Origin of the sequence: Petrotoga mexicana DSM 14811 (assembly GCF_002895565.1) — a bacterium.
Classification (GTDB): domain Bacteria; phylum Thermotogota; class Thermotogae; order Petrotogales; family Petrotogaceae; genus Petrotoga; species Petrotoga mexicana.
The window spans coordinates 1-26,252 of sequence record NZ_AZRN01000011.1 but is presented as its reverse complement, the minus strand read 5'-3'; the positions used below and the strand labels follow the sequence as shown (position 1 = coordinate 26,252).

The window sequence follows — 26,252 nt, the reverse complement described above, 5'->3', positions numbered from 1 at the left end:
TTCCTACTACCTTGTTCGTCGATTCGTTCACTTTGTTCGTACCTTGCGTTATGTTGGTTAGTATTTCTGATATTTCATCCGTTGCATTCCTTGACTCTTCAGCTAACTTCCTTATCTCATCCGCTACAACTGCAAATCCTCTTCCAGCTTCTCCTGCCCTTGCAGCTTCTATCGCTGCGTTTAGTGCCAACAGGTTCGTTTGTTCCGTTATCGAGTTTATCGTTTCTACTATACTTTGTACGTTCTTGGCGTTGTTTGCGAGTGTTTCTACTTCTTTTTGACTTTCTTTTGTCCTTTCTACCGCTTCTTTCACCGCTTGACTTATACTTTCTATCGTTTTGCTTCCTTCTTCTGCAGCTTTACTCGTTTCATCTGCTTCTTCACTTAATCTTTGTGCGTCTTGGGATACACCTTGTGCTGCCCTTGCTACTTCGTCTACTCCTGAGGTTACTTCTTCTACGTTTCCTGCCGTTTCTTCCGTACTTGTTTGTATCTTGTCCATCTGGTTTTTGAGTTCTTCTGAGTTCTTTCTGCTTTCTTGTGATGATTGTGTTAGACTTTCTGATGCGTTTTCTACTTTGTCTGATGCCTGCCTTATTGACCCCATGGATCTTCTTAATTCTTTACTCATTTCTGATAGAGCATTGGCCATCTGCCCTATTTCGTCTTTGCTTTTACTTTCAAAGTTTACCGTTAAGTCTCCTTCTTTGAATTGATTTATCTTATTTTTGAAGTCCAACAGTGGTTTCGTTATGCTCCTTATTAGATAGATAATCATGATTATCGATACTACGAAAGCTACTATGGTTAAAACGGCTGTCAAGGTTATAGCCCTGTTGTTTTCTTCTATGAGTGATGGACCTAACGTGTCTTGTTGGACCTTTAATTCATTTCTTTGTTCTTCTAATAGGTTGAGTATCTCTACTCTTGCTTGTTCCATATGCCCGATTATAGGCTCCTGGGATTCTATCGTTGTGACTATTTGGTTGAATGTGTTTTCTAAATTGTTGAGACTTTCCATTAGCTCAGAAAAAGCATTTTTAAGTTCATCGTTGGTTAATCCAAATTCTACAAACGCTAAATTGTCTTTAAAGGTTGAGAACATATTTAATACATTGCTTTTATCGCTTGAAGATTTAGAAGAGAAATATTTTTTAACTTCTTCGTTGATATTTTGGACTGTTACAACAGGATCTTCTGATAATAGTGAAAAAGCCAAAACACTATATTGTTTAGTTAAAGTATTAAAATCATTTAGTTGTTGAATAAGTAATTCGCTTAGCTTATTGTATTCCGAAAGAAAAGTATTAGCCTGAGAATTTAATTGTACAATTTGATTGAAATTAAATTCATATGTATTTAAAGATTCATTAATATAAACTAAAGAGGTAGATTCTTCCGTGGTGTCAAGCAAATTGTTCATATATGATTCTATTTTGGATAAATTATCTCTAAAGGCGTTTTCGAAATTCTTTTCGTAATTATCTAAATAATCTTTAAAATTCAAAGAAGCTTCAAAAAATGCTGTTTCTACTTCTGTTATATTATTAACTTGATCTGACAAATTTTTATAAGATTCCAAACCAGCATTTGATTTGGTAAGAGAAGTGGTATTGAAAATTATAGAAAGGCCGAACAATATGAATATGATTATTACTATACTTATTATTCTTTTGCCAATGGATCTTGACTTCATAAGAGATCACCTTCCCCTTTTTTATTTAAATAAGTGATCAAAGCAAAGAGACGATCTTAGAGATCGTCTCCAGAGTTCTTTATCTCTGTTGATTCAGTTTTTTAAGAAGCTCTTCCAGCATTTCTTCGGTGAATTGTCCTCTTCCAAAGTTTATTAGCCCTCTCAGGGGCAGATACTTCATCATTGATAAAACTAACTCTTCATTTCTGTGTTCATCGACAGGGAAAATTTCTGAAACCTGATCTTGCATCATTTCTTTTAAGATTCGTGAGCCAACAGGGTCTTCCATTAGGTCGCCAATCGTGGAATTTCTATGGAACTTCTTAGTTATTGTTTTTGTGGAGTTGACTTTTACTTTTTCTTTTAATATTATATCTTTCGATGATTTTCCAACCAATAGTTCAAACTCTCCACTTTCTACGTACCAATCCTTTATCTCTGTGTTGTAGTAAGCAAAAGCCATTTTATCCAAGGTAAAAATTACAGTTTTTTCTTCGCCGGGTTCAAGTTGTATTTTTTCAAATCCCTTTAGTTCTTTTTCTGGCCTATTTACTTTGCTTTCTATGTCTTTTACATACAATTGAATTATTTCTTTGCCTCTGATATTTCCTGTATTTTTAACTTTCACTTTAACGTTCAACGTTTCGTTATCGTTTATTTCCCTTTTATCTATTGTTAGGTCGGTATATTCAAAATTGGTGTAACTTAACCCATATCCAAATGGAAATAACGGATCTATTTGTTTTTTATCATAATATCTGTACCCTACAAATACGCCTTCTCGGTATTCAACCCTATCATCTTCCCCTGGGAAGTTTAGATAAGAAGGATTGTGACTGAGTTTTTTTGGAAATGTTTCTGCCAATTTCCCAGAAGGATTAACTTCACCAAAGAGGATATCTGCAACAGCTCCTCCCCATGCTTGGCCTCCTAGGTAACTTTCTAGTAGCCCTTTGACTTTATCAACCCAAGGCATTTCAACTGGGGCACCATTACTTAATACCACCACCGTATTTGGTTGAACCTTGGTGATTTCTTCAATCAACTTGTTATGGCTTTGGGGCATCTGCATATGTTCTCTATCGTACCCTTCTGATTCGTATCTTTCAGGTAGTCCTGCGATGATTACAGCGACGTCAGATTCTTTTGCAGATCTTTTAGCCTTTTCTATAAGTTCCTCATCGATTTCATCTGAGTCAAGATGGTATCCCTTTTCATAAAGAATTTTAGATTTTCTTTGAGTTATTTTTTCTATCTCTTCTAACAGATTATCTATTTTGATAGGGTTTACATGCGAACTTCCACCACCTTGATACCTTGGGGATGTGGCAAATTCTCCAATTATGGCTATCGTTCCTTCTTTTTTAATCGGAAGTATATCGTCTTCATTCTTCAAAAGTACCATGCTTTCTCTTGCGATCTTTCTTGCTAATTGATGGTGAGCTTCTTTGTCATATGTTGCGTTTTGTTTCCTGTGATCTATTGCTTTAAAAATGATTTTTAGTAGTCTTTCTACAGTTTCATCCAGTACCTTCTCTTCTAATTGACCGTTTTTTACGGCTTGTATGATTTTATTGTCTCCTATTCCAAAACTTGAAGGCATTTCTAAGTCTAATCCTGCTTTTAATCCGTCTACCCTTTCGTTTACTGCCCCCCAATCGGATACAACGAATCCTTCGAAGTTCCATTCTTTTTTCAGTATATCTGTCAATAAGTATTTGTTTTCAGAAGCATGCGTACCGTTCACTTTGTTGTAAGAACACATTACCGTCCAAGGCTTGCCGTTTTTTACCGCCCCTTCGAAATTTGCTAAGTAAATCTCTCTTAGGGTTCTTTCATCTATTACTTCATCTACACTCATTCTTCTGTGTTCTTGATTGTTTGCGACGTAATGTTTCAAAGAAGTTCCTACTCCATAACTTTGTACAGCGTTTATATATGCTGTAACCAGCTCTGTTGATAAGAATGGGTCTTCAGAGAAGTATTCAAAATTTCTTCCACACAATGGAGACCTTTTAATGTTAATAGCGGGACCTAGTATAATATCGACTTCTTCAGCTTGACATTCTTCAGCTAAGGCTTTTCCTTCTTCTTCTATTAATTTTCTATCCCATGAACAAGCTGCTGTAGCGGCTGTTGGGAAACATGTGGCGGGTACGCTGCTTTTCAACATACCTTCGTCATTGGTGTTAGCTTCTTTTCTTAAACCATGAGGTCCATCACTCATCGTAATTGAAGGTATCCCTAACCTTTCAATAGGTTTGGTGTGCCAATTATCTAAGCCTGAACATAAACTTGCCTTTTCTTCAAGCGTCATCTGAGAAATCAACTTCTTTATGTCTCTCTCCATATTTTTTCACATCCTTTGGTTTACTATTAAAAAAGCCTATTCTTTTAAAAACAAGATTAGAATTCAAAAGAATTATTCTTAATAACCTGTGAATACCATTTGCCGCTATCTTTTATAATCCTTTTTTGAGTTTTGTAATCAACGTACACTATTCCAAACCTCTTTGAATAGCCCCATGCCCATTCAAAATTGTCTAATAAGGACCAGGCGAAGTATCCTTTTAGCGTAACTCCATTTTGAATCGCTCTTAATGCTTGTTCAAGATGCTGCTTTAAATACTCTATTCTTTTTTCATCGTGTACCTCTTGGTTGACTACTTTATCATCAAAAGCAGCACCGTTTTCAGTTACATACACTTCTTTTGGATTGTACTCTTCTTGAACTCCTTTTAGTATTTTATAGAAACCTTCAGGGTAAATCTCCCATCCCATTTCTGTTTTTGGAAGGCCTCTTTCAACGGTTTTCCCACCTAGAAATGATTTTGTATCGGTCTTGACAAGATCTCCAGAGTAATAATTGATGCCTACAAAATCGATTTTTTCTTTTATTTCTTCCAAATCATTTTCGTAATTATGAGGTAAAAACTCAGAGACATGTTCTTTTATCCCCTTTGGATAGTCACCCTTGTATATTGGATTCAAAAACAATGGATAATTTGACCATTCATGTGCCAACCGTGCGGCATCTATATCTTCTTGTGAATCCGCAGCGGGATCATGGGAAGTATTTGATAAAGTAATTCCAATTTTTCCTTCTTTGATATTTTCTTCTCTGAACGCTTTAACTGTTTTTGAATGAGCACGCAACTGGTTGTGGACAGCTGAGAAAGAGGCGTAAAGGTCTTTCATTCCAGGCGCATGTTCACCCATAAAATGTCCAACAAATGCCATTACCCAAGGTTCGTTTAAAGTAATCCAATTTTTTACTCTGTCACCAAATCTTTGAAACATGTAATCTGCGTAATCGGTGTACCAATAGGCGATGTCTCTGTTTGTCCAACCCCCCAGATCTTGTAAAGCTGCAGGTAGATCCCAATGATACAATGTAACAAAAGGGGTTATATTTGCTTTGAGTAATTCATCAACCAATCTATTGTAAAAATCAACACCTTTTTCGTTGATTTTACCTTTACCGTATGGGAAAATTCTTGGCCAAGATATAGAAAACCTGTACGCTTTTAATCCTAACTCTTTCATCAAAGCAATATCTTCTTTGTACTTGTTATAATGATCGTCTGCAACATCTCCAGTGTCTCCATTATATGTATTTCCTGGTGTATGAGAAAACCTATGCCAAATCGAAGAACCAGCTCCATCTACTAAAGGAGAACCTTCTATTTGGTAAGATGCAGTAGCTGCTCCCCACATGAAATCCTTTGGAAAAACTTTTTCAGACATATTTTTATTCCTCCTATGTTGTTGTTTTTATTGTTTTTACAATCTCAAAAACTTACCTTAGCTCCCCTTCGCCCCGCAGCCCACCCACATTTCATTCTATGTTATTTTAAGATCCATTCTTCCGATAGTTTTGGTACATCCATCATTAATTGTTTTGTATATGGGTGTTCGGGTTGCGTTATTACTTTATTAGCATCTCCCCTTTCTACTATTTTCCCTTCATGCATGATGAAAAGTCTATCACTGACATAGTAAGCCAACCCAAGGTCGTGGGTTACGAACATGATAGTTGTACCTTCCGTATCCCTTAAACCTAACAGTAACTCCAAAATCCCCGATCTTAAGTTTGCATCGATCATAGAAGTTGGTTCGTCAGCTAAAAGTAATTTTGGTTTTATCAAATGAGCCCTTGCTATCATTATCCTTTGCCTTTGACCACCGCTTAATTCAAAAGGATATTTATCTGCTACTTCTTCAGGTCTTAGATTAACTGATTCCAAAGCTTCGTAAACCTTTGCCATTTTTTCTTGTTTCGTGAAGCTGTTGTCAAATAACTTGAAAGCATCTATTAAAACTTTTTTTACCGGGGAAAATATATTGAACGAGGCGTAGGGATCTTGAAATATTGCTTGCACTTTTTTCCAGTAAAGCTTTTTTTCTTTCCCTGTTAAACCTGTTATATCCTGACCTTCAAAAATAATTTTTCCCTTTGTTTCTTTTAACAACCTGAGTATTAGTCTAGTTACCGTTGTTTTTCCGCTTCCACTTTGTCCAACAAGAGAGACGATTTCCCCTTTTTTTATAGAAAAAGTGACGTTATCTACCGCTTTTACAGCTTTTTTTCCACTTCCAAATATTTTGGTCAAATTCTCAACTTTTACTATATCTTCACTTGAGTGATTAGACATACGGTGTCACCTTCTTCCCTTGTGTTAAAATATGGTTTATTCTAATGCATCTTACAGATCTTTCTCCTACTTTAGTTAAAGTGACATCTTCTTTTTTACAATCTTCAATTGCCAAAGGGCATCTATCTGCGAACCTACATCCTTTTGGAATTTTCCTTAAATCAGGTGGTGACCCAGGAAGACTTGGCAGTTTTTTACCTTTTATACCTTTTTCAGGGACCAAAATAGACTGCATTAATGCTTGTGAGTAAGGATGAATAGGATCGAAGATTACATCTTTCATATTTCCTATCTCTACAAATTCTCCGGCGTACATTACAGCGATACGGTCACATATATGTCTTAATATAGGTAATTCGTGAGTTATAAAAATTATACTTTTTACTATTTTTTTATCAAAAAGATCTTTAATTAATTTAATTACTATTTTTTGCGAAGTAACGTCCAATGCAGAAGTTGGTTCATCTGCTACTACAACTTCTGGGTTCATTATTGTGGAGATTGCGACAACTACCCTTTGTTTCATACCACCGCTAAGTTCTAAAGGGTAGAGGTTTAAAACTCTTGGGGGCAAAGAAAGAGATTCAAAACGTTCTTTTGCCAAATTTAAAATCTCTTTTTCTGTCATATTAGGATCGTGTTCTTTCAGTAGATCTATAACAAAATTTTTGATTTTTATTGTTGGATTCAAGGCATTCATGGCACTTTGAGGGATATACGAATATTTTTTCCCTAGTATATTACTTCTCAACTCATTTTCTTTTTTTTGCATGATATTTTCATTGTCTAAAAATACTGATCCACTTTCATACTTCAAAGGGGATAAAAATAAGCCTGATAAACTCATTGCTAAAGTAGATTTACCACAACCTGATTCACCGGCTATTCCCAAGATTTCTCCTTCATATAGGTTAAATGAAACGCTGTTAACCGCTTTTATTTTTTCTCCTAACCTTGTTTGATAATAGGTTTTAAGATTGTTAACTTCTAAAATAACCTTTTTTGATTCCAACCTCATCAACTCCTAAGTTTGGGATTGAATAATTCATCCATCCCCGAATTCATAAAATATAGAGAAAATGTTATTAAAGCTATGACTATAGCTGGAGGTATAAAAGCCCACCAGGCACCTGACCTAACAGACTCAAATAATAATGCCCATGAAAGCATTGTACCGAGTGATACTATATTACTTGGACCCAGTCCCAACATACTTATTCCCGCTTCGTTTAAAATACCAGTGGCAACTTGGAGGATAAATGCCATGAATATATAAGATAAGATATAAGGCATTATTTCGCGTATTATAATTTCTACGGTACTAGCACCATTTAACCTGGCTATATCAACATGTTCCCTGTTTCTTAAACTAAGTGATTGCGCCCTTACGGCACGAGCGGTCCATGGCCAAGAGGTTATTCCTAATACTAATCCCATAACAAACAGGGACCTGCTTCTTAAACTAACCGTTATCAATATCAGTATTATGAATGGAGGTATAACTAAAAATATATTAGTTATTGAATTTAATATGTTATCAGTGGTTCCTCCTTTGTACCCGGCAAAAAGGCCTATAGTTATACCTATTGTTGTCGCAATGACACCTGAAATTAATCCTATAATCAATGAAGATTTCATCCCGTGAATAAGCTCTACAAATACGTCTCTTCCAAAGTTATCTGTTCCCAACAAGTAAGTTGAGGAAGGGGGCTCGTACATAAATCCAACCATCTCCAATGGATCTTTTGGTGAAACAGCAGGGTATATGAAGGCAGTTAGGAATAAAAACATAAAAAGTCCAAAGCCTATTAAAAATTTTGGAGATTTCAAAAGTAATTTTATTGTATTCATATTAACCCTCCTCCGTTTGCGCAGCTTTAATTCTAGGATCTATTAGTCCGTAGACCATATCCAAAATAAAATTAGCAACTAAAACCATCAACGCTATTATAAGTGTTGAACCTTGGATCATTGGATAATCTAGTTGTCTTATTCCATTGAATAGCCATGTTCCCACTCCAGGGTATCCAAAGACTATCTCTGTGATCAAAGCTCCTCCTACCATGGTACCTAAACTTATTGCAAGCCCTGTTATTTGAGGAAGAACTGCATTTTTGAAGACATAGCTTTGAATCTTCTTATCTTTAATACCTAACATCTTACTGTAGGTAACGTAATCTGTATTTAATTCATATATTGACATCTCTCTCATACCTATGGCTTGTCCTCCTATTGTTACTAAAACGATGGAAATAAAGGGTAAAAAGTAATGATGTAAAACATCAATTGCAAAAGTCCAACTCCAAGAAGGGAGCAATGTTCTGCTGTAACCACCGCCAATTGGGAACCATCCCAAGTAAACTCCAAAAAAATATAGTAATATGATTGCCAAAGCATAATAAGGGATAGAATTAACGAATAATGCTACTGGAAAAATAGTTTTGTCGAAAACCCCTTTTCTGTAAGCAGCAGCGGCCCCCAGTAAGTTCCCTAATATCCAACCTACAATTATTGCCGGAAATTGTAAAAAAATAGTCCATACAATAGCGTTTCCCAAAACTTCGTTAACAGAAAGAGGGTACAAACTGAACGACGTTCCTAAATCACCTCTAAAAACATTCCCTATGTAGTTGAAAAACTGAATAGGTAAAGGTTTATCCAATCCAAACTCTTCCATGAAAGATTGATAGACTCTTTCTTGTGTCTCACTTGCTACGGTTCCAGACATCATTTTACTTACTATAACTGAAATAGGATCTCCGGGGATGAGTCTTGGTAAGAAAAAATTCAAAAATAAAGCCAAGAAAAAAGCTAGTAGATACCAAAAAAGTTTTTGAAAAAAATACTTCGTAAATCCTTTCACATATTTCACCTCTCGAAAGTATATTTAAAAGAGTTCATGGGGGCTATAGCTTCCCCCCACGAACTCTCGGCTAAATCGATTGACGGTAAATTACTTTATTTAACAGGTTCTAAATGCCACAACATTTCCATCCCTGCACCTACCAAAGGCATCGGTGGTGCATAAGGATTTTCTGCGTTTGCCCAACCTGTCCAGTAAGTTTCATTGTATTCATAAAATGTCTGAGGTCTATACATTAACGGGAACATCGGTATATCTTCTCTGTATAGTTGATCTAACTCTGTATAGAGGTTTTTTAATTCTTTTTCGTCGGTTACTTTTGGAATCATATCGATGAGTTGATCAGCCCACTCGTTTTTATATCTTCCAAAGTTACTGTATGCAATTTGTCCAACTTCGGGAACACCTTTTGAATAAAGAGCTATTTGGAATCTCAACCAAGGTTGAGCAGGTCCAGGTTGTGAAGGTGCCCACATTGTCATATCGAAGTTACCTGTTTGTCTGTTATCATAGGCTATAGGTGCATCAGGGAAAGATGTTTGAATGTCTATACCTACTGCTCTTGCAGACTGTGCCACGATTTGTAAAGAAGCATTCCAGTCTGTCCAACCATATGGGCATTCTACTGTAAATGGGCCTAACCTTGTTCCATCAGGCAGAACGTATATTCCATCTTTACCTTTTGTTGCTCCTAGATCTTCTTCTAATATTCTAACAGCTTCTTCTGGATTGTATTCCCAGCCGTATTGTTTTACCAAGTTTTCATCGAAGTATTTTGCTTCTCCACCATATGGCATAATAAGACTAGCTTGAACCTTAGGAGAATAATTGGACATAGCTAGTTCGGAAATTCTTGCGTAATTTACCGAATATGCAATAGCTTTTCTAACTTCAGGCAAACTAAGAGGATATTTGTTTACGTTAAACCACAACGAAGGCATCGTTGCAGGCATATGATAAGGGATTTCGTCATACCATGTACCAACAGGAAGACCTTTCTCTTCCCACATTTCCCATATTCTTGGCGTGAATTGTTGAGAAACGTCTACTTCGCCGTTTTCAAAAGCCAAACTACCTTCGTCGTTACTTTTGAAAATAGGATGCACTATATATTTGGCTGCGGGTTTTTTTCCACCGTGTAAAGCTTCGTTTCCCCAATAGTTATCTACTCTTTCTAAAATTATAGTTTCTGGACTTTCATAAAATACTTTGTATGGACCAGAGCCTACAGGATTTTCATTTCTAAACTGTCTAATTTTGGTCAAATCATAATTATTTTCTGCTTCAACCTTAGACCAAATATGTTCTGGAAGAATGAAGGTAGCTCCAATTGCGTCTTCTACCATCAATCTATTTGGATTGTCTGGTTTCATCTCGAAAATAACTGTATGGTCATCTACCTTGTAAACATCTTCCAACCATTCCCAAATCTGTAGACCTAAGGGATATTTTTGCCCTAATTTGTAGGAATATACAACATCGTCTGCAGTAACAGGTTCTCCATCGTGGAAATAGGCTTTTGGATTCACTTTTACCTCTAATCTTAGTTCATCAAGCCACTTATAGGATTCTCCCAAAATAGGAACATACTTTCCATTGAGAGCATCCCATGTGAATAGTGTTTCATATATCCAAATATGTTGTCTAGGATCAGAAACAAACGTCATTGGCGAACCTGCAAGCGGATTATCCGTTGTTGGTGGTCCCCACTGAAAACCTGCGACATACACTGCTTCTTCTCTGGGGATTTGGGTTACTTGAGCGAATAATACGCTTCCCATAACCAAACTTGCCAATAAAAGAAACACAACAAACACTTTTTTCATACTCTTTTCACCTCCAATATTTTTGTTACACACTATCAAGGAAAGGCCTTTCCAAGAAAAAATAATACTAAGTTCCCCTATCTCCCTTTAACATCCCAGCTTAATTTCAAAAAGGTGGAAGGTGCTCGTAGTATTGAAAATACATGTTTTACCAGATCCCAATATAATACTACTCTGAAACATGTTACATCGCAAATCTGATTATGGGTAATGAGAAGCGATTAGGAGTAATTATTTTAATTTATTTAATAAAAACTCTGATTTTTGTAGTTTTTCTTAACTTTTCAACATGCCCTTATAGATTCCCGGATCAGAGTTTTCTATCAATGTAGCGTTTGCTACTTTTTCATAAAATTTAGCAGGACCAACTCCTCCGATTATGGCATATGCATAACCACTTTCTTCCATACTCTTTAGAGCTATTAAAAGCAAGGCTTTCCCAATATCTTTTCCTCGGTAGTTTTTGTCTACACCCATTGGACCAAAAAAATTTTTGCATGTAGCATCAAAACAAGAAAAACCAATAATTTTGTTCTTATCTTCGTCTACAGCTATGAAACAACTGATAGGTTTGTTAGAAAAAGATACATCACATTCACTTGCCCAATGATCACCGAATTCTTTTTTGATCCAATCCAAAACGATAAATTTTTCGGGTGCTTTCGCTCTCCGTACTGTTAGTTTTGAATCTTTTAATTCAGAAAATACCTTCTCATCATAATTCAAATCGTAAAGTTTTACAAGCATATCTGCCATCTTTTCACCCCTTTACGCTTCCAGCTGTGATGCCAGAAATAATTTGTTTTTGAAATATCAAGAACGCTATCATAATAGGTAACCCAACGATCGTTGTTGCAGACATAAGATAAGGCCATTGTAATTGTGTTAATTGCTGATACAAAGCAAGTCCAACTTGCGCGGTTCTCATTTCCCTGGAGGATGTTAAAATTAAAGGCATAAAAAGGTCATTCCAAGTTGTTATAAAGGTATTTATTCCCATTACTGCTAATGCTGGTGTTGAAAGAGGTAAAATGATTTTAAAAAAAACAGTAAAAGGTCCCGCTCCATCAACTACCGCAGCCTGTTCAATCTCTATTGGAAGTTGTTCTATATATTGTTTTAGTATAAAGATTCCAAAAGGAGTAACAAGTTGAGGTAATATTAATGCAAAATATGTATCTAATAAATTTAAATTCTTCATGAGAATAAAGATAGGAATAGTTGTTGCTTGGAAAGGTATCATCATTGTTATCAACACAATAGCAAAGAGCACATTTTTCCCTTTGAAATCTCTCCTTGCAAATGCATATGCTACCATGGAAGAAAATAAAAGGTTTGAAATAAGAATTGTTCCTGAAACTATAAAACTGTTTAACATATACCTTCCAAACATTTCCTCGTTCCATACAATAATATAATTCAAAAGTGTAGGATATTGATTCTGTATTTGAATATCATCGATTAGGAAATCGAAATCTAATATTCCTTTTTCATTTTTCAATATTATAGAAATTCCCGTAATGTACTTCAAATTTATTTGTTCTTTGTTCAAATCCTTTTTTGAAATCACTATTTGTTCCCACTGCCCTTGATTATTATACAGAAAAGGAATTCTTTGCGAATTTCCATTAATATCTTCAAAAATCACAAAACCGTTGTTGATTTCTGAGGTGTCCAATTTTATCCAGAAATTAAAATTATCCATTTTTCTCAGATCCCTAGTACTTCCTATCATTTTTATACCAGGATTTTTCTCGCTTTTTGATTCAATGAGTAAAGATTGAGAAGTCTCAGGAGATTCTTTAACCAGAGAGTAGTTTGTACTTCCTAAAGGAGAAATCGTTCTTTTTAAAACACTCATATAACCGGCTTCAAAATCATTAAGATAGAATTCTTTAACGATATTTGTCATATTTCCTTGAGGGATGAACGAGGTGTAAATCATGATCACTAAAGGTAATAGAAAAATTATAAGAATCATAAAAGAAATTAAAAAAATTATATTTTTTTTGATATTCATTAATATTCACTCCTAAGGACTCTTTGTTGAATTAATGTTATAATTAAAATTATTATGACTAAGATATAAGCCATAGCTGAAGCATATCCCATCCTGAACTGCCTGAATCCTGTCAAATATAAATAATGTACAATTGTTTGTGTAGAATTCAAGGGGCCTCCGCCTGTCATTGTAAAGATTTCTGTAAAAATTTGAAAAGATCTAATCGTGTTTATTGCAATCACAAAAAAGAGTGTAGGTTTTATTAGAGGTAGGGTTATTTTAAAAAATTTATCGGTGTTCGAAGCACCGTCAATAGAAGCTGATTCGTAGAGCTCCTCAGGAATGCTCTGTAGACCAGCCAAAAAAATTATGGTATAATAACCAATAGCTGCCCAAACGTTCATAATCATAATAGATAATAGAGCTGTATCTGGTGATGCCAACCAACCTGTATTTTTTTCTATTCCTATTGTTTGTAGTAAGTAATTTAATATTCCATCAGCACTGTAAATGTATCGCCATATTGTAGAGATAACAACCATAGACATAACAGAAGGTAAAAAGAATCCAGCTTTAAATAATCCTTTAAATCTAACCATTTTACTATTTATTAGGACAGCTAATAGAATGGAAATTACTGTAGTAAAAGGAATTGTACCGATTACAAAAATAAAAGTATTCCTCATAGCTTTCAAAAAGATTTCATCTTTGAATAAAGAAAAATAGTTTTTCAATCCTACGAAATTCATTTCCGGGCTTAATCCCGTATAATCTGTAAAACTTATTCCAAAAGAGAAAATTATCGGATATACAGAAAATATTATAAAAGTTATAATCCAAGGAAGTAAAAAAACAAAAGTTGTTAAGTTATACTTGTTCTTTAATTTCAATATAAACACGTCCCCTTTTTTCTTTTTTTGTTTCAAAAAGGGGCAAAGGGGATATACCCCTGCCCCAATGTCCCAAGTAATTTTAACCGACAATTTTTAAAGCAAATTTTGGATTTGTTGGTTGTATTTTTGTAAAATTTCTTCTATTTGTGCATCTGTAAGTAGTATTTCTTCTACAATGTTTGTAAATAATTGTTCGATTTTGTTAGCTTCAGCTAACGGTGGAAATGGAACGGCGTATTTGTTTTGTTCAAGGAACGTGGCATGTAGCGGATGACTTTCGAACCATGGGTCCTTTTCTATCCCTACTTTTGTTGGGAACACTTCCCCCGTGGTTCGAGTTATCTGCATAGCTACTTCTTCGCTCAACAGAAACTCTATTACACTCCATGCTTCTTCTACATTTTCGCACTGTGAAGAGATTCCCAAAACTTCTCCACCTGCAAAAGAAGCATGATAACCATGATGATCTCTTGGTTTGGGAATAAGAGTCACGTCAAATATGGTTTCTGGATAATCTCTTTGAGTGTTGTTGATATACGCAGGTCCAGCAAAGAAGAATCCAAGTTTCCCTTGCCCAAAAGCTTCTGCGAGTTCTGATTCCTTTCCTAGCAACGCATAGTTACTTAAACTTCTGTAATAATTAGCAGTTTCGATGACTGGATCGCTGTTTAAAGTTGCCTTTTTTAGATCAGGAGAAACGAAATGTCCCATATTTCCCCAAACAGCTGGTAAAAACCATTCTTGATACGGACTATATAACTCACCTACACATAATCCTACTCCATAAATATCAGGTCCTAAAGCGTCTATCTTTGCAGATGCATTTAAAAGTTCGATCCAAGTTTTTGGTGGATTATCTGGATCTAAGCCTGCTTTGTCGAGTAATTCTAAATTATAATACATGGCTCTGGGAGCTAATAACCAAGGGAATCCCCATGTTTTTTCTTGATATTCAACAAAATTCCAAGCAACATAATCATCTTTTACTTTTCCTACAATATCATCAACTGGTCTCAGAACTCCCTGAGAAGCAAAAGTTGCCAACCATGTGTTTCCCAACTCAATGACATCCGGTGCGCTGCCTGCAGCAATGGAAGTAACAATTCTATCAAAACCTGTTGCCCATGAGAGTTGAACAATTTCCAATTCAATATCCGGATTAGCTGCCTCGAATTGTGCTTTCACTTGTTTTGACAAAGTGTCGTCCATCATGAATTGCCATACTGAGATCTTTGTTTTTCCAAAGGATAATAATGCCAAACCAACAAGTAACACCATCAACAAAATCTTCTTACTCATGCTTAAATACCTCCTTTTTAGAATTTGAAACCTATAAAATATCCTTTACTAATCGTTAATTATCCCCAATAATCACCTCCCATAAAGGTTTTTCATATTATTTGCCCAAATTCAAAACAGATTTTAATGCATAATATATAGATATCGGTTTTGTAGAATTTGTCAGTATGTATTTTTCCTCTTTATAATTATCAAGATCATTTTCATTTCTTAAAATTATGTAGATAACTTCATTTGAAAAAAGTTTTAATTTTTTTTGCATTTTTAGTTGGTTTTTGAATCTAAATGAATCAACAACGAAAGAAATAATAATTTCACTTTTTGCTAAGGGTGAATCAGTTGTGCCTTGTTTCACATCGTAAGTTATGATTTTGGAACTTTCAAACATGCTTTTAACTAAAGCTTTGTATTCAATGTAATCTTTATTACTTGTATCTGCAGGAGATAAAGGATCCCCTTGTGGAAGAACAAAGACTACATTGGAAACATCCAATTTGTTTTGTATATTTGTATTTATCGCTTTTTCAGCAATTTGAGCTAGGAATCTTGTTTCATAAGTTGTGTTTATGTACTGTTCTTGCAAAGAAAGTATTCTTTTATAACTTTCTTCCATTAGGCCTTTTTTAATTTCTCCATTAGAAAAAGATTTTTGTAGCTCATTGTATAAAGGTTCGAAATTGGCATCAGCGTCTCCAACTAACAGAATATCTCCAGTAGCAGAAAAGAATTTATTAACAATTTCTTTAGGAGAATAATTGTCATGAATAGCTTTCATTTCTATGGCATCACTTATAATAATTCCTTTATACCTCAATTTATCTCTTAAGAAATCTTTTAAAATACTTTTGGATAAAGTAGCTATATTTTGTTCATCATAGGTTGAATAAATAACATGAGCGGTCATTATCGATTTAGTGCCCAGTTCTATAGCTTTTTCAAAGGGATAAATGTCTTTTTCATCCATGTCTGTAATTACAGGAATTTCATAATGAGAATCTTGGACAGCCTTCCCATGACCAGGGAAATGTTTGCAAGTAGCGATGATTTCGTTTTTTTCCAATCCTTTAATAAAATTATTTCCACAAGCTGACACTATTTCTTCATTTTTTGAGTAAGCTCGTAGTCCGACCACTGGACTTGCATTTTTAGCAATTACATCCAAAACAGGGGCAAACAACATATTAAAACCGATTTTTTTGAGAGCTTTTCCTAAATAATCTCCGTAATCATAGGCATATTTCGGGTTATTAGTAGAACCCATTGCTTTATTGCCAGGTGATGGAAAAATGCCTGGTACGGTTTCTAATTGCCCCCCCTCATGATCCGAAGAGATGAAAAATTTGACTCCCCCGTCAATAATTTCATATAATCTTTCCATATTTACTTGAAGACTGTTCATATTCTCCATGTTTGAAGGATAAAGCATAACTCCTGCGGGCTTTATGCTTCGAATTAAATCCAAATGATGGTTTTTAATTCCTTTTGGGAAACCTAATAGAAAAAATTTGCCTAAGTCATCTTTGTTCAAAATAATTTCCTCCTCGTATAATATGTATTAATGTGAAACTTAAAATCTGTTTTAACACTTCTTCATTCATCAGCCTTCCCTGAAGGATGAAAGAATTTTACTCTCTCATTTAAAAATCATTTTATTTCTAAAGCTCCATTATTAATTTGCCTTTTAAAAATTTTTGCTAAGTATTGTTTATTTTCAAAAATTTTGGTAATAAAATTTATTGCAGCTCCAACAGCGGTTACTGGTTCGTTTTTTTTCTCTGTAATAAAATTGATATTTCTTTGTTTACTTAAAAATAAATTATTTCTCGTTTCTTCTACCAAAAACTTAATAGCAATTTCTGGTAAAAACTTAATACCTCCATCAAAAATCACTGTATCAGGATCGATAATACCTACTAATAATCCAATTTCTCCCGCTAATTTGCTGAGGAAAGTTTTAATTTCATAGAAAATTTCATCTTCTAAATGGGTATTTAGAAAGTCGTAGTAGTCATTTACATATCCATTATTTTTTTCTATTAAACGTAGTTTAAATTCGTATTCCCCAGAACAGTTGTTTGAGCCGTGATAAAGGTGATTGCTTATAATAATGCCTATCCCTACCCCCACAAAATCATGAATATCATAAGGAATAGATATATAAACATACAAAATATTTTTAGCCGAACCTTTCAATTTTAAATTGTAATATGCTGCGCCCACATTAGAGTCATTATCTATCAAAAAAGGAATATCATTAACTTTTGATAGCTCTGATACCAGTTTGAAATTCTCTATTCCCAAAGCTTTAGAGTACACTATAATACCTTCTTTGGAGTTAATTATTCCTGGAAGAGAGATTCCACAGGCACAGATATTTGAATCTTTCTTTTCTTCAATAATTTTTTGAACCATGTTTACTAAATTTGACTTGTTTATTTTTTCTTTTATACGAAAGTTATCGATCGGATCTCCTTTCAGATTTGTGACAACACAATTAATTCCGTTTTGCTCTATTTCTAAACCTAAAATATTAAATATATTATAATTAAAAGACTGAATTTGAGTTTTTCTCCCACCTTTTGGGCCTTGTTTTAAAGAACCCACAGTTTGTATTATTCCGGTGTCCTTGAGATTTTTTAGATATCTTGAGATAGTAGATTTATCTAAATTGGTTGCTTTAGATATTTGTTTTATGGTTGCTTCTTTGTTCTCCCATAAAAATTTAATTATGGAAAAAAGGTTTTCTTTCATATTTTGCAGCTCCTTTTTATGTATAGTAAAGATGTTCTAGTATGTTAGTTGATTGCAACATGCAACCAACTAAATTATACAACTAATTTCTTTTTTTGTAAAACTTGGTTACACATGATTAAGAGTAATTAGAAACGATTAAGAGCATATAATTGCTATTATCTTAGTTTTTCTTAGTTTTTCAAAATTGATAGTAAAAATTTATTTTTTCATCAGTTTTTCTAAAAATGATATAATATTAAGTGAGTTTAAGGAATAGAAAAAACTATAACTTTTTGAATAAAAAAAGAGTGATAAAAATGGATAAAAAAAGTGTTATCAATATTTTCAACGAAATAGGTCTTCTATTGGAATTAAAAGGGGAAAACCCTTTTAAAATCAGGGCATATTATAATGCTGCACGTACTTTAGAAACTCTTGATAAAGATATAGAAATATTAGTCAAGAATAACAAACTAAAAGAGGTTAAAGGGATAGGCGAAGCCATCAATAAAAAGATTACCGAACTTATCACTACAGGAAGACTTGAATATTACGAAAATTTAAAGGAATCAATTCCCGAAGGTCTCGTTGAGATGTTAAAAATACCAGGCCTTGGGCCTAAAAAAATAAAAACTTTGTACGATAAATTGGATATAAAAACCGTTGGAGAACTTGAGTATGCTTGCCTTGAAAATAGGTTGGTTGAGCTCCCCGGATTTGGAGAAAAGACTCAAAAGAAAATATTAGAGGGTATTAAATTTGTGAAGAGGTTTAGCAACCAGCATCTATTTTCAGAGGCATATTTCGAAGCTAATCTACTCAAACAATATTTACTTAAAACAGGACTCGTTATAAGATGTGAGATAGCTGGAAGTATCAGAAGAAAAAAGGAAATAGTAAAAGATATAGATATATTGGCAACTACTGATAATCCAAAAAAATTAATGGAAAGCTTTGTAGAATACGAGAAAACAAAAGATGTGATCGTTAAAGGAGATACGAAGACAAGTATAACTTTAGAATCTGGCATTAATGCTGATTTAAGGGTAGTAAAGGATGAAGAGTACCCGTACGCTTTGCATCATTTCACCGGTAGTAAAGAGCATAACACAGCCATGAGGCATAGGGCAAAACGAATGGGTATAAAGATGAACGAATATGGGTTATTTAAAGGGGATACCCTTATCGAATGCCATGATGAAGAAGAGATATTCAGAAAATTAAATTTATCTTATATCCCACCTGAAATTCGTGAAAATATGGGTGAAATTGAAGCTGCCGAGAAAGGTGAAATACCAGTATTGGTAGAAGAAAAAGATATCAAAGGTGTTTTTCATGTGCATACTAATTACAGCGATGGAGCGAATTCTCTTACCGAGATGGTATATAGTGCAAGAGAACTAGGTTACAAGTATATAGGTATTACAGATCATAGTAAATCTGCTCGATATGCACATGGTTTAAATGAGGAAGATATATTAAGACAGTTCGACGAAATTGATAGATTGAACGAAAAATATTCGGATATAAAGATACTGAAAGGCATAGAATCAGATATCTTGAAAGATGGTTCGCTGGACTATGAAGAAGATTTATTAAAAAAATTTGATTTTGTAATTGCTTCAGTACATTCTAATTTTAAGATGAGCAAAGAAGAGATGACTGAAAGGATTATAAAAGCTGTAAAGAACAAATACACAACGATTATAGGACATTTAACCGGTAGATTATTGCTTTCAAGGGATGGATATGATCTTGACGTTTATAGGGTTATCGATGCTTGTGCTGAATATAATAAAATAATTGAAATAAACTCAAACCCTCATAGGTTAGATATAGATTGGCGATACATTAAATACGCAAAAGAAAAAGGAGTTAAGCTTGCTATTTGTCCAGACGCTCATAGAGTGGAAGGACTACGAGACGTAAAATATGGAATAGGCATCGCACGTAAAGGTTGGCTTGAAGCGAAAGATGTGATAAATACATATGATGTAGATAAAGTGTATGAAATTTTCAAACGAAAATGAAATATAATTTGATAAAAAATCCCCAAATATGGGGATTTTTGTATGGGTTTAATTTTTTAATGTTTTCAATGCTTCATTTAATACTTCGTTTTTCTTTAGAGCTTCAGTACAAAATTCTTTGTCTTTTCCAGATAAAATCATCAATATTGCCAATTTGGGTTTCATATCAGCTTTGATTAAGTACTCCTTACAGGTTTTTTTATCCAATCCGGTTACCTCAGAAATTATTCTTACTGCTCTTTCTTCTAATTTTTGATTCATAATTTTAACGTCCACCATGTAGTTTTTAAAAGTCTTTCCAAGTTTTATCATGGTGACAGTGCTTATCATATTTAAAACCATTTTTTGAGCTGTGCCAGCTTTCATTCTTGTACTTCCTGCAATGACTTCTGGGCCGGTTCTCAAAGAAACTACAATATCTGAGATTTTCATCAATTCGGGGTTTTTTACGTTACAAATCAAAGCAGTTTTACATCCAATTTCTTTTGCCTTGGATAATGCACCTTTAACATAAGGTGTTCGCCCGCTGGCAGTTATTCCTATTACATAATCTTCCGAACGGACATTATTTTTTTCTAAGTCTTTTTTTCCACCTTCTTCGTAATCTTCAACATGTTCTGTAGCTTGAAAGAAGGCTTTTTCTCCTCCCGCGATTAAGGGGAGAAAGATTCCTGAATCTATACCAAAAGTTGGAACTGTTTCTACCGCATCTACAACCGCCACTCTGCCACTCGTTCCTGCACCGACATATATGATTCTTCCTTTATTCTTAATTGTAGAAATACAGTTAACAACCACATTTTTGATATTCTCTAAATTTTCGGCAATGGATAACGCTATTGTGGCATCCTCTTGATTAATTATTCGTAGTATTTCATATATGTCCATATCATCCAAATTCTGAGTCTTAGGGTTACTTTTTTCTGTCTCCAGGTTATCTAGCATATTTTTGCCTCCATTTAATTGGTAAGTTCCCAATTGGTTCTATTTCTCCTTTTAGAGTTTTAAGCAAAGAAGTTTGAATATTTTCATTAAAACCGTATGTGCAAATTCTATACTTTTATAGCTTGTATTTTCCCCTACTTTTTTGATTATATATATTGTATCTTAAGTCATAACAATATGTCAATTTTATTTTTTTTAATTAAGAGCAATTATTCAGAATTATTGGCAATTATTAAGGATTAGAAGATTATAACTCATTATCTCTAATTTGCAAAAGAAAAATTATAGTAGTATAATTAAGAGACGAAAATCTTACAATTAAGTAATTACTTTAATACAAAAAAGTCTTCTTATTTTTTAAAGAGTGAGACTTTCTAAATATTTACCACTTTTTGGTATTATGTCAGTTAAAAAACTTAGAAACCCTAAAATTCTGTTTGTTTGTTAAAAAAGTAATTACTATATAATAAAAACGAAATAAAGAGCTAAATAAGAGAGTACAATACAAGAGGTATTACAAAAAATTTTAGTGTTTCTGAAGCTAGTATCCCAAAAAATTTTAGGAGGGAACAAAAATGAAAAAGATTTTTGTGGTATTGAGTGTTCTTACTTTGGTTATATTTGGTTTTTCGCAACAAAACGGAGGTGTACTTCAAATTGGAATTGAAACAGAACCTGTAGGATTTGATCCAAATTTAGTTACTGCATTTGCATCCTTTAGAATATTAGAAAATGTTTATGATGGGTTGTTAAAATATGATGAAAATATGAATTTAGTTCCGAATATTGCAGAAAAATATGAAGTACCAGACCCTAATACGATAATTTTTACTATAAGAGATAATGTGTACTTTCACAATGGTGAAAAATTAACGATAGAAGACGTACTTTATACGTTTGAGAGGATTATGGATGAAGAGGTTGGTTCTCCTGCTGCTGCATATTATTCAGAAGTCGAAAGTATTGAAGTTTTAGATTCAAAAAGAATACAATTTAAATTAAAAGTTCCTATGGCTAATACTTTGCTTATTAATTTTGCAAGTACCAATAGTGCAATAGTTTCAAAAGAATTTGTTGAAACCGGCAATAATTTGCAATTAAAAACTAATGGAACAGGACCATTTTTCATGTCAGAATATGTTCCGGGAGATCATATAACCTTGGAAAAAAATTCTAACTATTTTATTCCTAATCAACCTTATTTAGATAAAATAATTTTTAGAATTATGCCGGAAGAAATATCAAGGGTAACTGCTTTGAGAAATGGAGATGTTGATTTAATAGAAATTAAAGAACCTCTTTCTTTAAGATCACTTCAAAGTAATAATTATAAAGTTTATCGACAGCCAGCATTGAGTTATTATCTATTAGGCTTTAATACAACAAGGGAACCTCTTAATAATCCCCGTGTTCGTTCTGCGTTAAGTTTAGCAATCGATAGGGAAGAAATTATTAATATGGTCGCTTTTGGAGAAGGCACTATTACCGGTCCTATCAATCCAACGGTTCAACCATGGACGATAACTCCAGAAAACTTTGAAGAATATGAGTACAATCCTGAAAAAGCAAAAAGTATCTTAGCAGAAGTTGGATATCCAAATGGTTTTGAATTTAATATAATGACCGCCAGTAGATATAGTTTTGATAAAATCGCTCAGGTCATACAATCTCAATTATCTAAAATAGGAGTCAAAGTTAATATTGAATTAGTAGAATGGGGGATTTTCCTCAACAGATGGGGAGAAAGTGATTTTGACAGTTTTATTTCTTTAAATTCTGGTTCTATAGACCCAGATGTGCAATTTTACAGGACTTTTCATTCTAATGGTTCTACAAACGTGTTTTTGTATAATAATAGTATTGTTGACAAATTGTTAGAAGAAGGTAGAAAGGAGCCTAATGTGGTAGAAAGAATAAAAATCTACAATCAATTGCAAAACATTTTAGTAAAAGAAGCACCTATTTTATTTTTGTATTCACCCAATGTTTTATACGCGAGTCAGAGTTATGTAGAAGGTTTCAAGCCACTTGCAAATGAAAGTCTTATTTTCCTTAGGGAAACCCGGATTGAAGAATAACCTTTGGAGGAGTATGTTTAATGAGTTTTAGCTATTTTATTCGTAGAATATTACTTTCTATACCAACTATTCTCTTAGTAACTCTTATAGTTTTTCTTTTAGTTCGACTTGTGCCTGGCGACGTAGTTGATATGATCATAGGTACCCAAAATTTTTTATCTGAGGAACAAATACTCCAAATGTACGAAGATTTTGGGCTTGATAAACCTTTGATAAGTCAGTATTTTATTTGGTTAAAGAGTTTGGTAACAGGAAACCTAGGTGTTTCTTTAAGAACAGGGGAGGACGTTGCAGATTTGTTGGTGCAACGCCTTCCTGTTACATTGGAATTGGCTTTATTATCGATCTTATTTAGTATTATTATTGGAATTCCATTGGGAATGATTTCTGCTTTAAAAAAGAATACTTACGTAGATAATTCGATTAAAGTTGTCGGTCTAGTTGGATTATCTTCTCCCGCATTTTGGATTGGGACCATTTTTATTGTTTTATTTTCTTTCTATTTTGATAATTTTACTATATTTGGATATGTTTCTTTTATTGAGAATCCATTAAAGAACCTTCAAATTTTTTTGCTACCCTCATTTACCCTCGGATTAATGATAGCAGCTCAGATTTTAAGAATCACGCGAACTAGTATGATCGATGAACTTTCAAAGGATTACGTGAAAGTCGCACATTCTAAAGGTCTTAGCAAAAATAAAGTTATATATAAACACGCTTTTAGAAACGCATTAACACCAATAATAACAATTACAGGGATTCAATTAGGATATTTATTTGGTGGATCTATAGTTATTGAAAACATGTTCGCGCTTCCTGGATTAGGAAGGCTTCTGTTACAATCTGTAAATCAACGTGATTATCCTGTTATTCAGGCGATTATTCTTTTTATCGTTATTGTGATAGTAATTCTGAATCTGTTAATAGATTTTATTTATACGATTATAGATCCACGCGTAAATTTAGAGTAAGAGGTATGTATATATGAAAAGATTTTTAAAAAATTTTATTAAAAACCCTCTAAACGTAATAAGTATAATTATTCTAGGAATCGTAATTTTTATATCTTTTTTCCCAGGAATAATTGCCCCTTATGATCCTCTTGAAATGGATTCTCAAAACATTTTACAATCACCAAATTTTGCGTATATTTTTGGGACAGATCAGTTCGGTAGAGATGTATTTTCCAGGAGCATATATGGAATACAAAGTAGTATGAAAATAGCTTTAAGTGCAATGATAATTTCTTCCGTTTTAGGTACCTTTTTAGGCCTTCTATCTGGTTATTATGGAGGATTAGTAGATCAAATTATTTCTAGAGTAGTTGATGCTTTTTTTGCCTTTCCTTCTTTAGTATTGGCTCTATTTATAGTAGCTTTGTTTGGAGCTACAACATTTAATTTAATAGTGGCTATAGGAATTGTTTATGTACCAATATTTGCTAGGACTATAAGAGGATCTGTCATTTCGGTTAGAGAGCTAACATTTGTAAAGGCAGCAAAAATAGTAGGAAAAAGTGACTTTAAGATTATGCTAACAGTAATCCTCCCTAACATATTTTCTATTTTTATTGTTACCTTTACAACAAATTTTTCAACAGCTATTTTGACTGAAGCTTCACTAGGTTTTTTAGGTTTGGGTGTTCCACCTCCAGAACCTACCTTAGGGGGGTTGGTAGGTCAAGGAACGAATTTTATTTTAACAGCACCTTGGCTGACTTTACTCCCGGGTGCTATCATAGCAATTATAGTTTTAAGTATAAATATCTTAGGAGATGGCTTAAGAGATGTTCTGGATCCCAAATTTTTTAGATAAATATTGAAGAAGTATCCATGTTGGATGTTTCCATTAGAGCAGGTATAATGAAATTAATGCTGAAAATTAGAGATGATCTTGATACTACAATTATTCACGTAACTCATGATTTAGCAGCTGCTAGATACATTTCAGATAGAATAGCTGTGATGTATGCTGGTATGATAATGGAAGAAGGAACGGCTGATGAAGTAGTATTAGATCCATTACATCCTTACACAAAGTTGTTAAGAAAAGCCGCACCGGATCCGGACAAAGTAACTTCAGAAAAGTTGGGAAATACTGGAGAAGTACCAGATTTAATTAATCCTCCCAAAGGATGCCCTTTTGAACCTCGTTGTCAATTTGCTATGGAAAGATGCAAGAATTGGCTACCTCCATACTTTCAAGTAGATAACAGGAAAGTGAGATGTTTTTTGTACGAAAAACCCCCTACCAACACTGAATTTTAATATTAATTAGTAATTAGCGTTAAGTTTGTTGTATAATATAAACATATGTGTGTACTAGTTAATCTATTTAACTTTTTGTTAACAAAAAAGCTAATCGGTGATATGTCAAGAGGTAAAAATCAAAAAAATTGTTAAAAATTAGCGTAACTGACAATGCCCATACTTTCCGAAAAACACAAAATAGGCTTGAAAACACAAAAAGATTCACTTGTATCTATTCAACTTAGTAATTTGAATAGATTCGATTTTTGCTCAGCAATGCAAAAATCATGCGAACCAACTTACGAGCCGTGAGCGCGAGGGCTCTTTTGTGTTGATGAGTGGTAACCTCGTAGTATTTTTTCCGATAATACTCTTTGAACTCAGGGATATGATTTTTAACGGAGCTAGCAGCTTCGATAAGGTAGTATCGAAGATACGGATTACCTGTTTTAGTCATTTCTGTCTCATCAGAGGAATAATTCCCTGATTGACGTTTTCTCCATGTCAGTCCTGCAAACTTAGCCAACTTATCATGGGATTGAAAGGAAGCTATCGTACCTATCTCACTGATGATACCAGAGGAGATAACAGGACCGATACCGTTGACAGAGATGAGTGATTGATATTCTACGGGATTAAGCCCTTTTACCGTTTTTTCAATAGCCTTATCAACGGTTTCTATTTCCTTTTCCAAGGCTTTTATTACGTTTAAAGAAGAAGAGATAGCGATATTCAAAGGTTCATAAGCCATTTTATCCAATCTGTACGAATTCTTGGCTGCTTGTTTAAGAAGTGTTGCAACCTTTACGGGATCTTTGAATCTGTTTTTACTTTTTTTAATAACGAACTGAGTTAAATCATCGATGGATTTGTAAACTATCTCATCCAAAGAGTAGAACTCAGTCAAAGCAGCACAAGATGTAGCACCATATATATCGGAAAAGGGCTTATCCCTATTATTCACCTGTATCTTAAACACA

General features: G+C 33.8%; 21 protein-coding genes. 5 read left to right on the top strand and 16 right to left on the bottom strand.

Annotated elements, in window-relative coordinates:
* From X927_RS03260 to X927_RS03195, 14 genes are all read right to left on the bottom strand, one after another.
* Positions 1 to 1,696: methyl-accepting chemotaxis protein (locus X927_RS03260; RefSeq protein WP_103076677.1), on the bottom strand; the 1,696-nt coding region annotated here is incomplete at its 3' end.
* Between the two features lie 79 nt (positions 1,697 to 1,775).
* Positions 1,776 to 4,046, bottom strand: coding sequence for a glycoside hydrolase family 3 C-terminal domain-containing protein (locus X927_RS03255; protein ID WP_103076676.1), 2,271 nt, complete (start codon positions 4,044 to 4,046; stop codon positions 1,776 to 1,778).
* Positions 4,047 to 4,102: 56 nt separating this feature from the next.
* Positions 4,103 to 5,443 carry a GH1 family beta-glucosidase gene (locus X927_RS03250; RefSeq protein ID WP_103076675.1) on the bottom strand — a complete coding sequence of 447 codons (1,341 nt, stop codon included), beginning with the start codon at positions 5,441 to 5,443 and terminating at the stop codon, positions 4,103 to 4,105.
* A 101-nt stretch (positions 5,444 to 5,544) separates the two neighbouring features.
* Entirely contained in the window at positions 5,545 to 6,351 is an 807-nt protein-coding gene (locus X927_RS03245) for an ABC transporter ATP-binding protein (RefSeq protein WP_103076674.1), read from the bottom strand.
* The gene (locus X927_RS03240; RefSeq protein ID WP_103076673.1) at positions 6,344 to 7,369 is read right to left on the bottom strand and encodes an ABC transporter ATP-binding protein; all 1,026 of its coding nucleotides are present in this window, start codon (positions 7,367 to 7,369) and stop codon (positions 6,344 to 6,346) included. Before X927_RS03240 ends, X927_RS03245 begins: the two co-directional genes overlap by 8 nt.
* Positions 7,369 to 8,202 carry an ABC transporter permease gene (locus X927_RS03235; RefSeq protein WP_103076672.1) on the bottom strand — a complete coding sequence of 278 codons (834 nt, stop codon included), beginning with the start codon at positions 8,200 to 8,202 and terminating at the stop codon, positions 7,369 to 7,371. The genes X927_RS03240 and X927_RS03235 overlap by 1 nt, the downstream gene beginning before the upstream one ends.
* Before the next feature lies 1 nt (position 8,203).
* Positions 8,204 to 9,214, bottom strand: coding sequence for an ABC transporter permease (locus X927_RS03230; protein ID WP_103076671.1), 1,011 nt, complete (start codon positions 9,212 to 9,214; stop codon positions 8,204 to 8,206).
* A gap of 95 nt (positions 9,215 to 9,309) precedes the next feature.
* Entirely contained in the window at positions 9,310 to 11,040 is a 1,731-nt protein-coding gene (locus X927_RS03225; protein WP_103076670.1) for an ABC transporter substrate-binding protein, read from the bottom strand.
* A gap of 276 nt (positions 11,041 to 11,316) precedes the next feature.
* On the bottom strand, positions 11,317 to 11,796 hold the full coding sequence (locus tag X927_RS03220) for a GNAT family N-acetyltransferase (protein WP_103076669.1): 480 nt from the start codon (positions 11,794 to 11,796) through the stop codon (positions 11,317 to 11,319).
* 4 nt (positions 11,797 to 11,800) lie between these two features.
* Positions 11,801 to 13,060: a carbohydrate ABC transporter permease gene (locus X927_RS03215; protein ID WP_211287803.1), complete on the bottom strand. Its 1,260-nt coding sequence runs from the start codon at positions 13,058 to 13,060 to the stop codon at positions 11,801 to 11,803.
* Positions 13,060 to 13,941, bottom strand: coding sequence for an ABC transporter permease subunit (locus tag X927_RS03210; RefSeq protein WP_103076678.1), 882 nt, complete (start codon positions 13,939 to 13,941; stop codon positions 13,060 to 13,062). The genes X927_RS03215 and X927_RS03210 overlap by 1 nt, the downstream gene beginning before the upstream one ends.
* Positions 13,942 to 14,028: 87 nt before the next feature.
* Positions 14,029 to 15,234: an extracellular solute-binding protein gene (locus X927_RS03205; RefSeq protein ID WP_103076668.1), complete on the bottom strand. Its 1,206-nt coding sequence runs from the start codon at positions 15,232 to 15,234 to the stop codon at positions 14,029 to 14,031.
* Between the two features lie 97 nt (positions 15,235 to 15,331).
* The gene (locus X927_RS03200) at positions 15,332 to 16,762 is read right to left on the bottom strand and encodes a glycoside hydrolase family 3 N-terminal domain-containing protein (protein ID WP_103076667.1); all 1,431 of its coding nucleotides are present in this window, start codon (positions 16,760 to 16,762) and stop codon (positions 15,332 to 15,334) included.
* A gap of 116 nt (positions 16,763 to 16,878) precedes the next feature.
* A complete protein-coding gene (locus X927_RS03195; RefSeq protein WP_103076666.1) occupies positions 16,879 to 17,985 on the bottom strand; it encodes an ROK family transcriptional regulator in 1,107 nt (368 codons plus the stop codon).
* Between the two features lie 299 nt (positions 17,986 to 18,284).
* On the opposite strand from X927_RS03195, the gene polX reads away from it, so the two are divergent.
* Entirely contained in the window at positions 18,285 to 19,997 is a 1,713-nt protein-coding gene (polX, locus tag X927_RS03190; protein ID WP_103076665.1) for a DNA polymerase/3'-5' exonuclease PolX, read from the top strand.
* Between the two features lie 48 nt (positions 19,998 to 20,045).
* Here the strand turns inward: polX and murQ are convergent, their stop codons facing one another.
* On the bottom strand, positions 20,046 to 20,942 hold the full coding sequence (gene murQ / locus X927_RS03185; protein ID WP_103076664.1) for an N-acetylmuramic acid 6-phosphate etherase: 897 nt from the start codon (positions 20,940 to 20,942) through the stop codon (positions 20,046 to 20,048).
* A gap of 575 nt (positions 20,943 to 21,517) precedes the next feature.
* On the opposite strand from murQ, the gene X927_RS03180 reads away from it, so the two are divergent.
* The 4 genes from X927_RS03180 to X927_RS03165 are packed head-to-tail and all read left to right on the top strand — an operon-like array spanning position 21,518 to position 25,290.
* On the top strand, positions 21,518 to 23,020 hold the full coding sequence (locus tag X927_RS03180; protein ID WP_103076663.1) for an ABC transporter substrate-binding protein: 1,503 nt from the start codon (positions 21,518 to 21,520) through the stop codon (positions 23,018 to 23,020).
* Between the two features lie 20 nt (positions 23,021 to 23,040).
* Complete coding sequence (locus tag X927_RS03175; RefSeq protein WP_103076662.1) at positions 23,041 to 23,994, top strand: ABC transporter permease; 954 nt, start codon at positions 23,041 to 23,043, stop codon at positions 23,992 to 23,994.
* Positions 23,995 to 24,007: 13 nt separating this feature from the next.
* Positions 24,008 to 24,838, top strand: coding sequence for an ABC transporter permease (locus X927_RS03170; RefSeq protein WP_103076661.1), 831 nt, complete (start codon positions 24,008 to 24,010; stop codon positions 24,836 to 24,838).
* Between the two features lie 17 nt (positions 24,839 to 24,855).
* Complete coding sequence (locus X927_RS03165; protein ID WP_245855462.1) at positions 24,856 to 25,290, top strand: oligopeptide/dipeptide ABC transporter ATP-binding protein; 435 nt, start codon at positions 24,856 to 24,858, stop codon at positions 25,288 to 25,290.
* 223 nt (positions 25,291 to 25,513) lie between these two features.
* On the opposite strand, the gene X927_RS03160 is transcribed toward X927_RS03165, so the two are convergent.
* Positions 25,514 to 26,252: transposase (locus X927_RS03160; RefSeq protein WP_146026569.1), on the bottom strand; the 739-nt coding region annotated here is incomplete at its 5' end.

What these genes read in the sequence shown, in the direction of transcription:
- X927_RS03255 (WP_103076676.1), bottom strand. Translation starts at nt 4,046, where the DNA reads ATGGAGAGAGACATAAAGAAGTTGATTTCTCAGATGACGCTTGAAGAA.
- X927_RS03250 (WP_103076675.1), bottom strand. Translation starts at nt 5,443, where the DNA reads ATGTCTGAAAAAGTTTTTCCAAAGGATTTCATGTGGGGAGCAGCTACT.
- X927_RS03245 (WP_103076674.1), bottom strand. Translation starts at nt 6,351, where the DNA reads ATGTCTAATCACTCAAGTGAAGATATAGTAAAAGTTGAGAATTTGACC.
- X927_RS03240 (WP_103076673.1), bottom strand. Translation starts at nt 7,369, where the DNA reads ATGAGGTTGGAATCAAAAAAGGTTATTTTAGAAGTTAACAATCTTAAA.
- X927_RS03235 (WP_103076672.1), bottom strand. Translation starts at nt 8,202, where the DNA reads ATGAATACAATAAAATTACTTTTGAAATCTCCAAAATTTTTAATAGGC.
- X927_RS03225 (WP_103076670.1), bottom strand. Translation starts at nt 11,040, where the DNA reads ATGAAAAAAGTGTTTGTTGTGTTTCTTTTATTGGCAAGTTTGGTTATG.
- X927_RS03220 (WP_103076669.1), bottom strand. Translation starts at nt 11,796, where the DNA reads ATGGCAGATATGCTTGTAAAACTTTACGATTTGAATTATGATGAGAAG.
- X927_RS03215 (WP_211287803.1), bottom strand. Translation starts at nt 13,060, where the DNA reads ATGAATATCAAAAAAAATATAATTTTTTTAATTTCTTTTATGATTCTT.
- X927_RS03205 (WP_103076668.1), bottom strand. Translation starts at nt 15,234, where the DNA reads ATGAGTAAGAAGATTTTGTTGATGGTGTTACTTGTTGGTTTGGCATTA.
- X927_RS03195 (WP_103076666.1), bottom strand. Translation starts at nt 17,985, where the DNA reads ATGAAAGAAAACCTTTTTTCCATAATTAAATTTTTATGGGAGAACAAA.
- polX (WP_103076665.1), top strand. Translation starts at nt 18,285, where the DNA reads ATGGATAAAAAAAGTGTTATCAATATTTTCAACGAAATAGGTCTTCTA.
- murQ (WP_103076664.1), bottom strand. Translation starts at nt 20,942, where the DNA reads ATGCTAGATAACCTGGAGACAGAAAAAAGTAACCCTAAGACTCAGAAT.
- X927_RS03180 (WP_103076663.1), top strand. Translation starts at nt 21,518, where the DNA reads ATGAAAAAGATTTTTGTGGTATTGAGTGTTCTTACTTTGGTTATATTT.
- X927_RS03175 (WP_103076662.1), top strand. Translation starts at nt 23,041, where the DNA reads ATGAGTTTTAGCTATTTTATTCGTAGAATATTACTTTCTATACCAACT.
- X927_RS03170 (WP_103076661.1), top strand. Translation starts at nt 24,008, where the DNA reads ATGAAAAGATTTTTAAAAAATTTTATTAAAAACCCTCTAAACGTAATA.
- X927_RS03165 (WP_245855462.1), top strand. Translation starts at nt 24,856, where the DNA reads ATGTTGGATGTTTCCATTAGAGCAGGTATAATGAAATTAATGCTGAAA.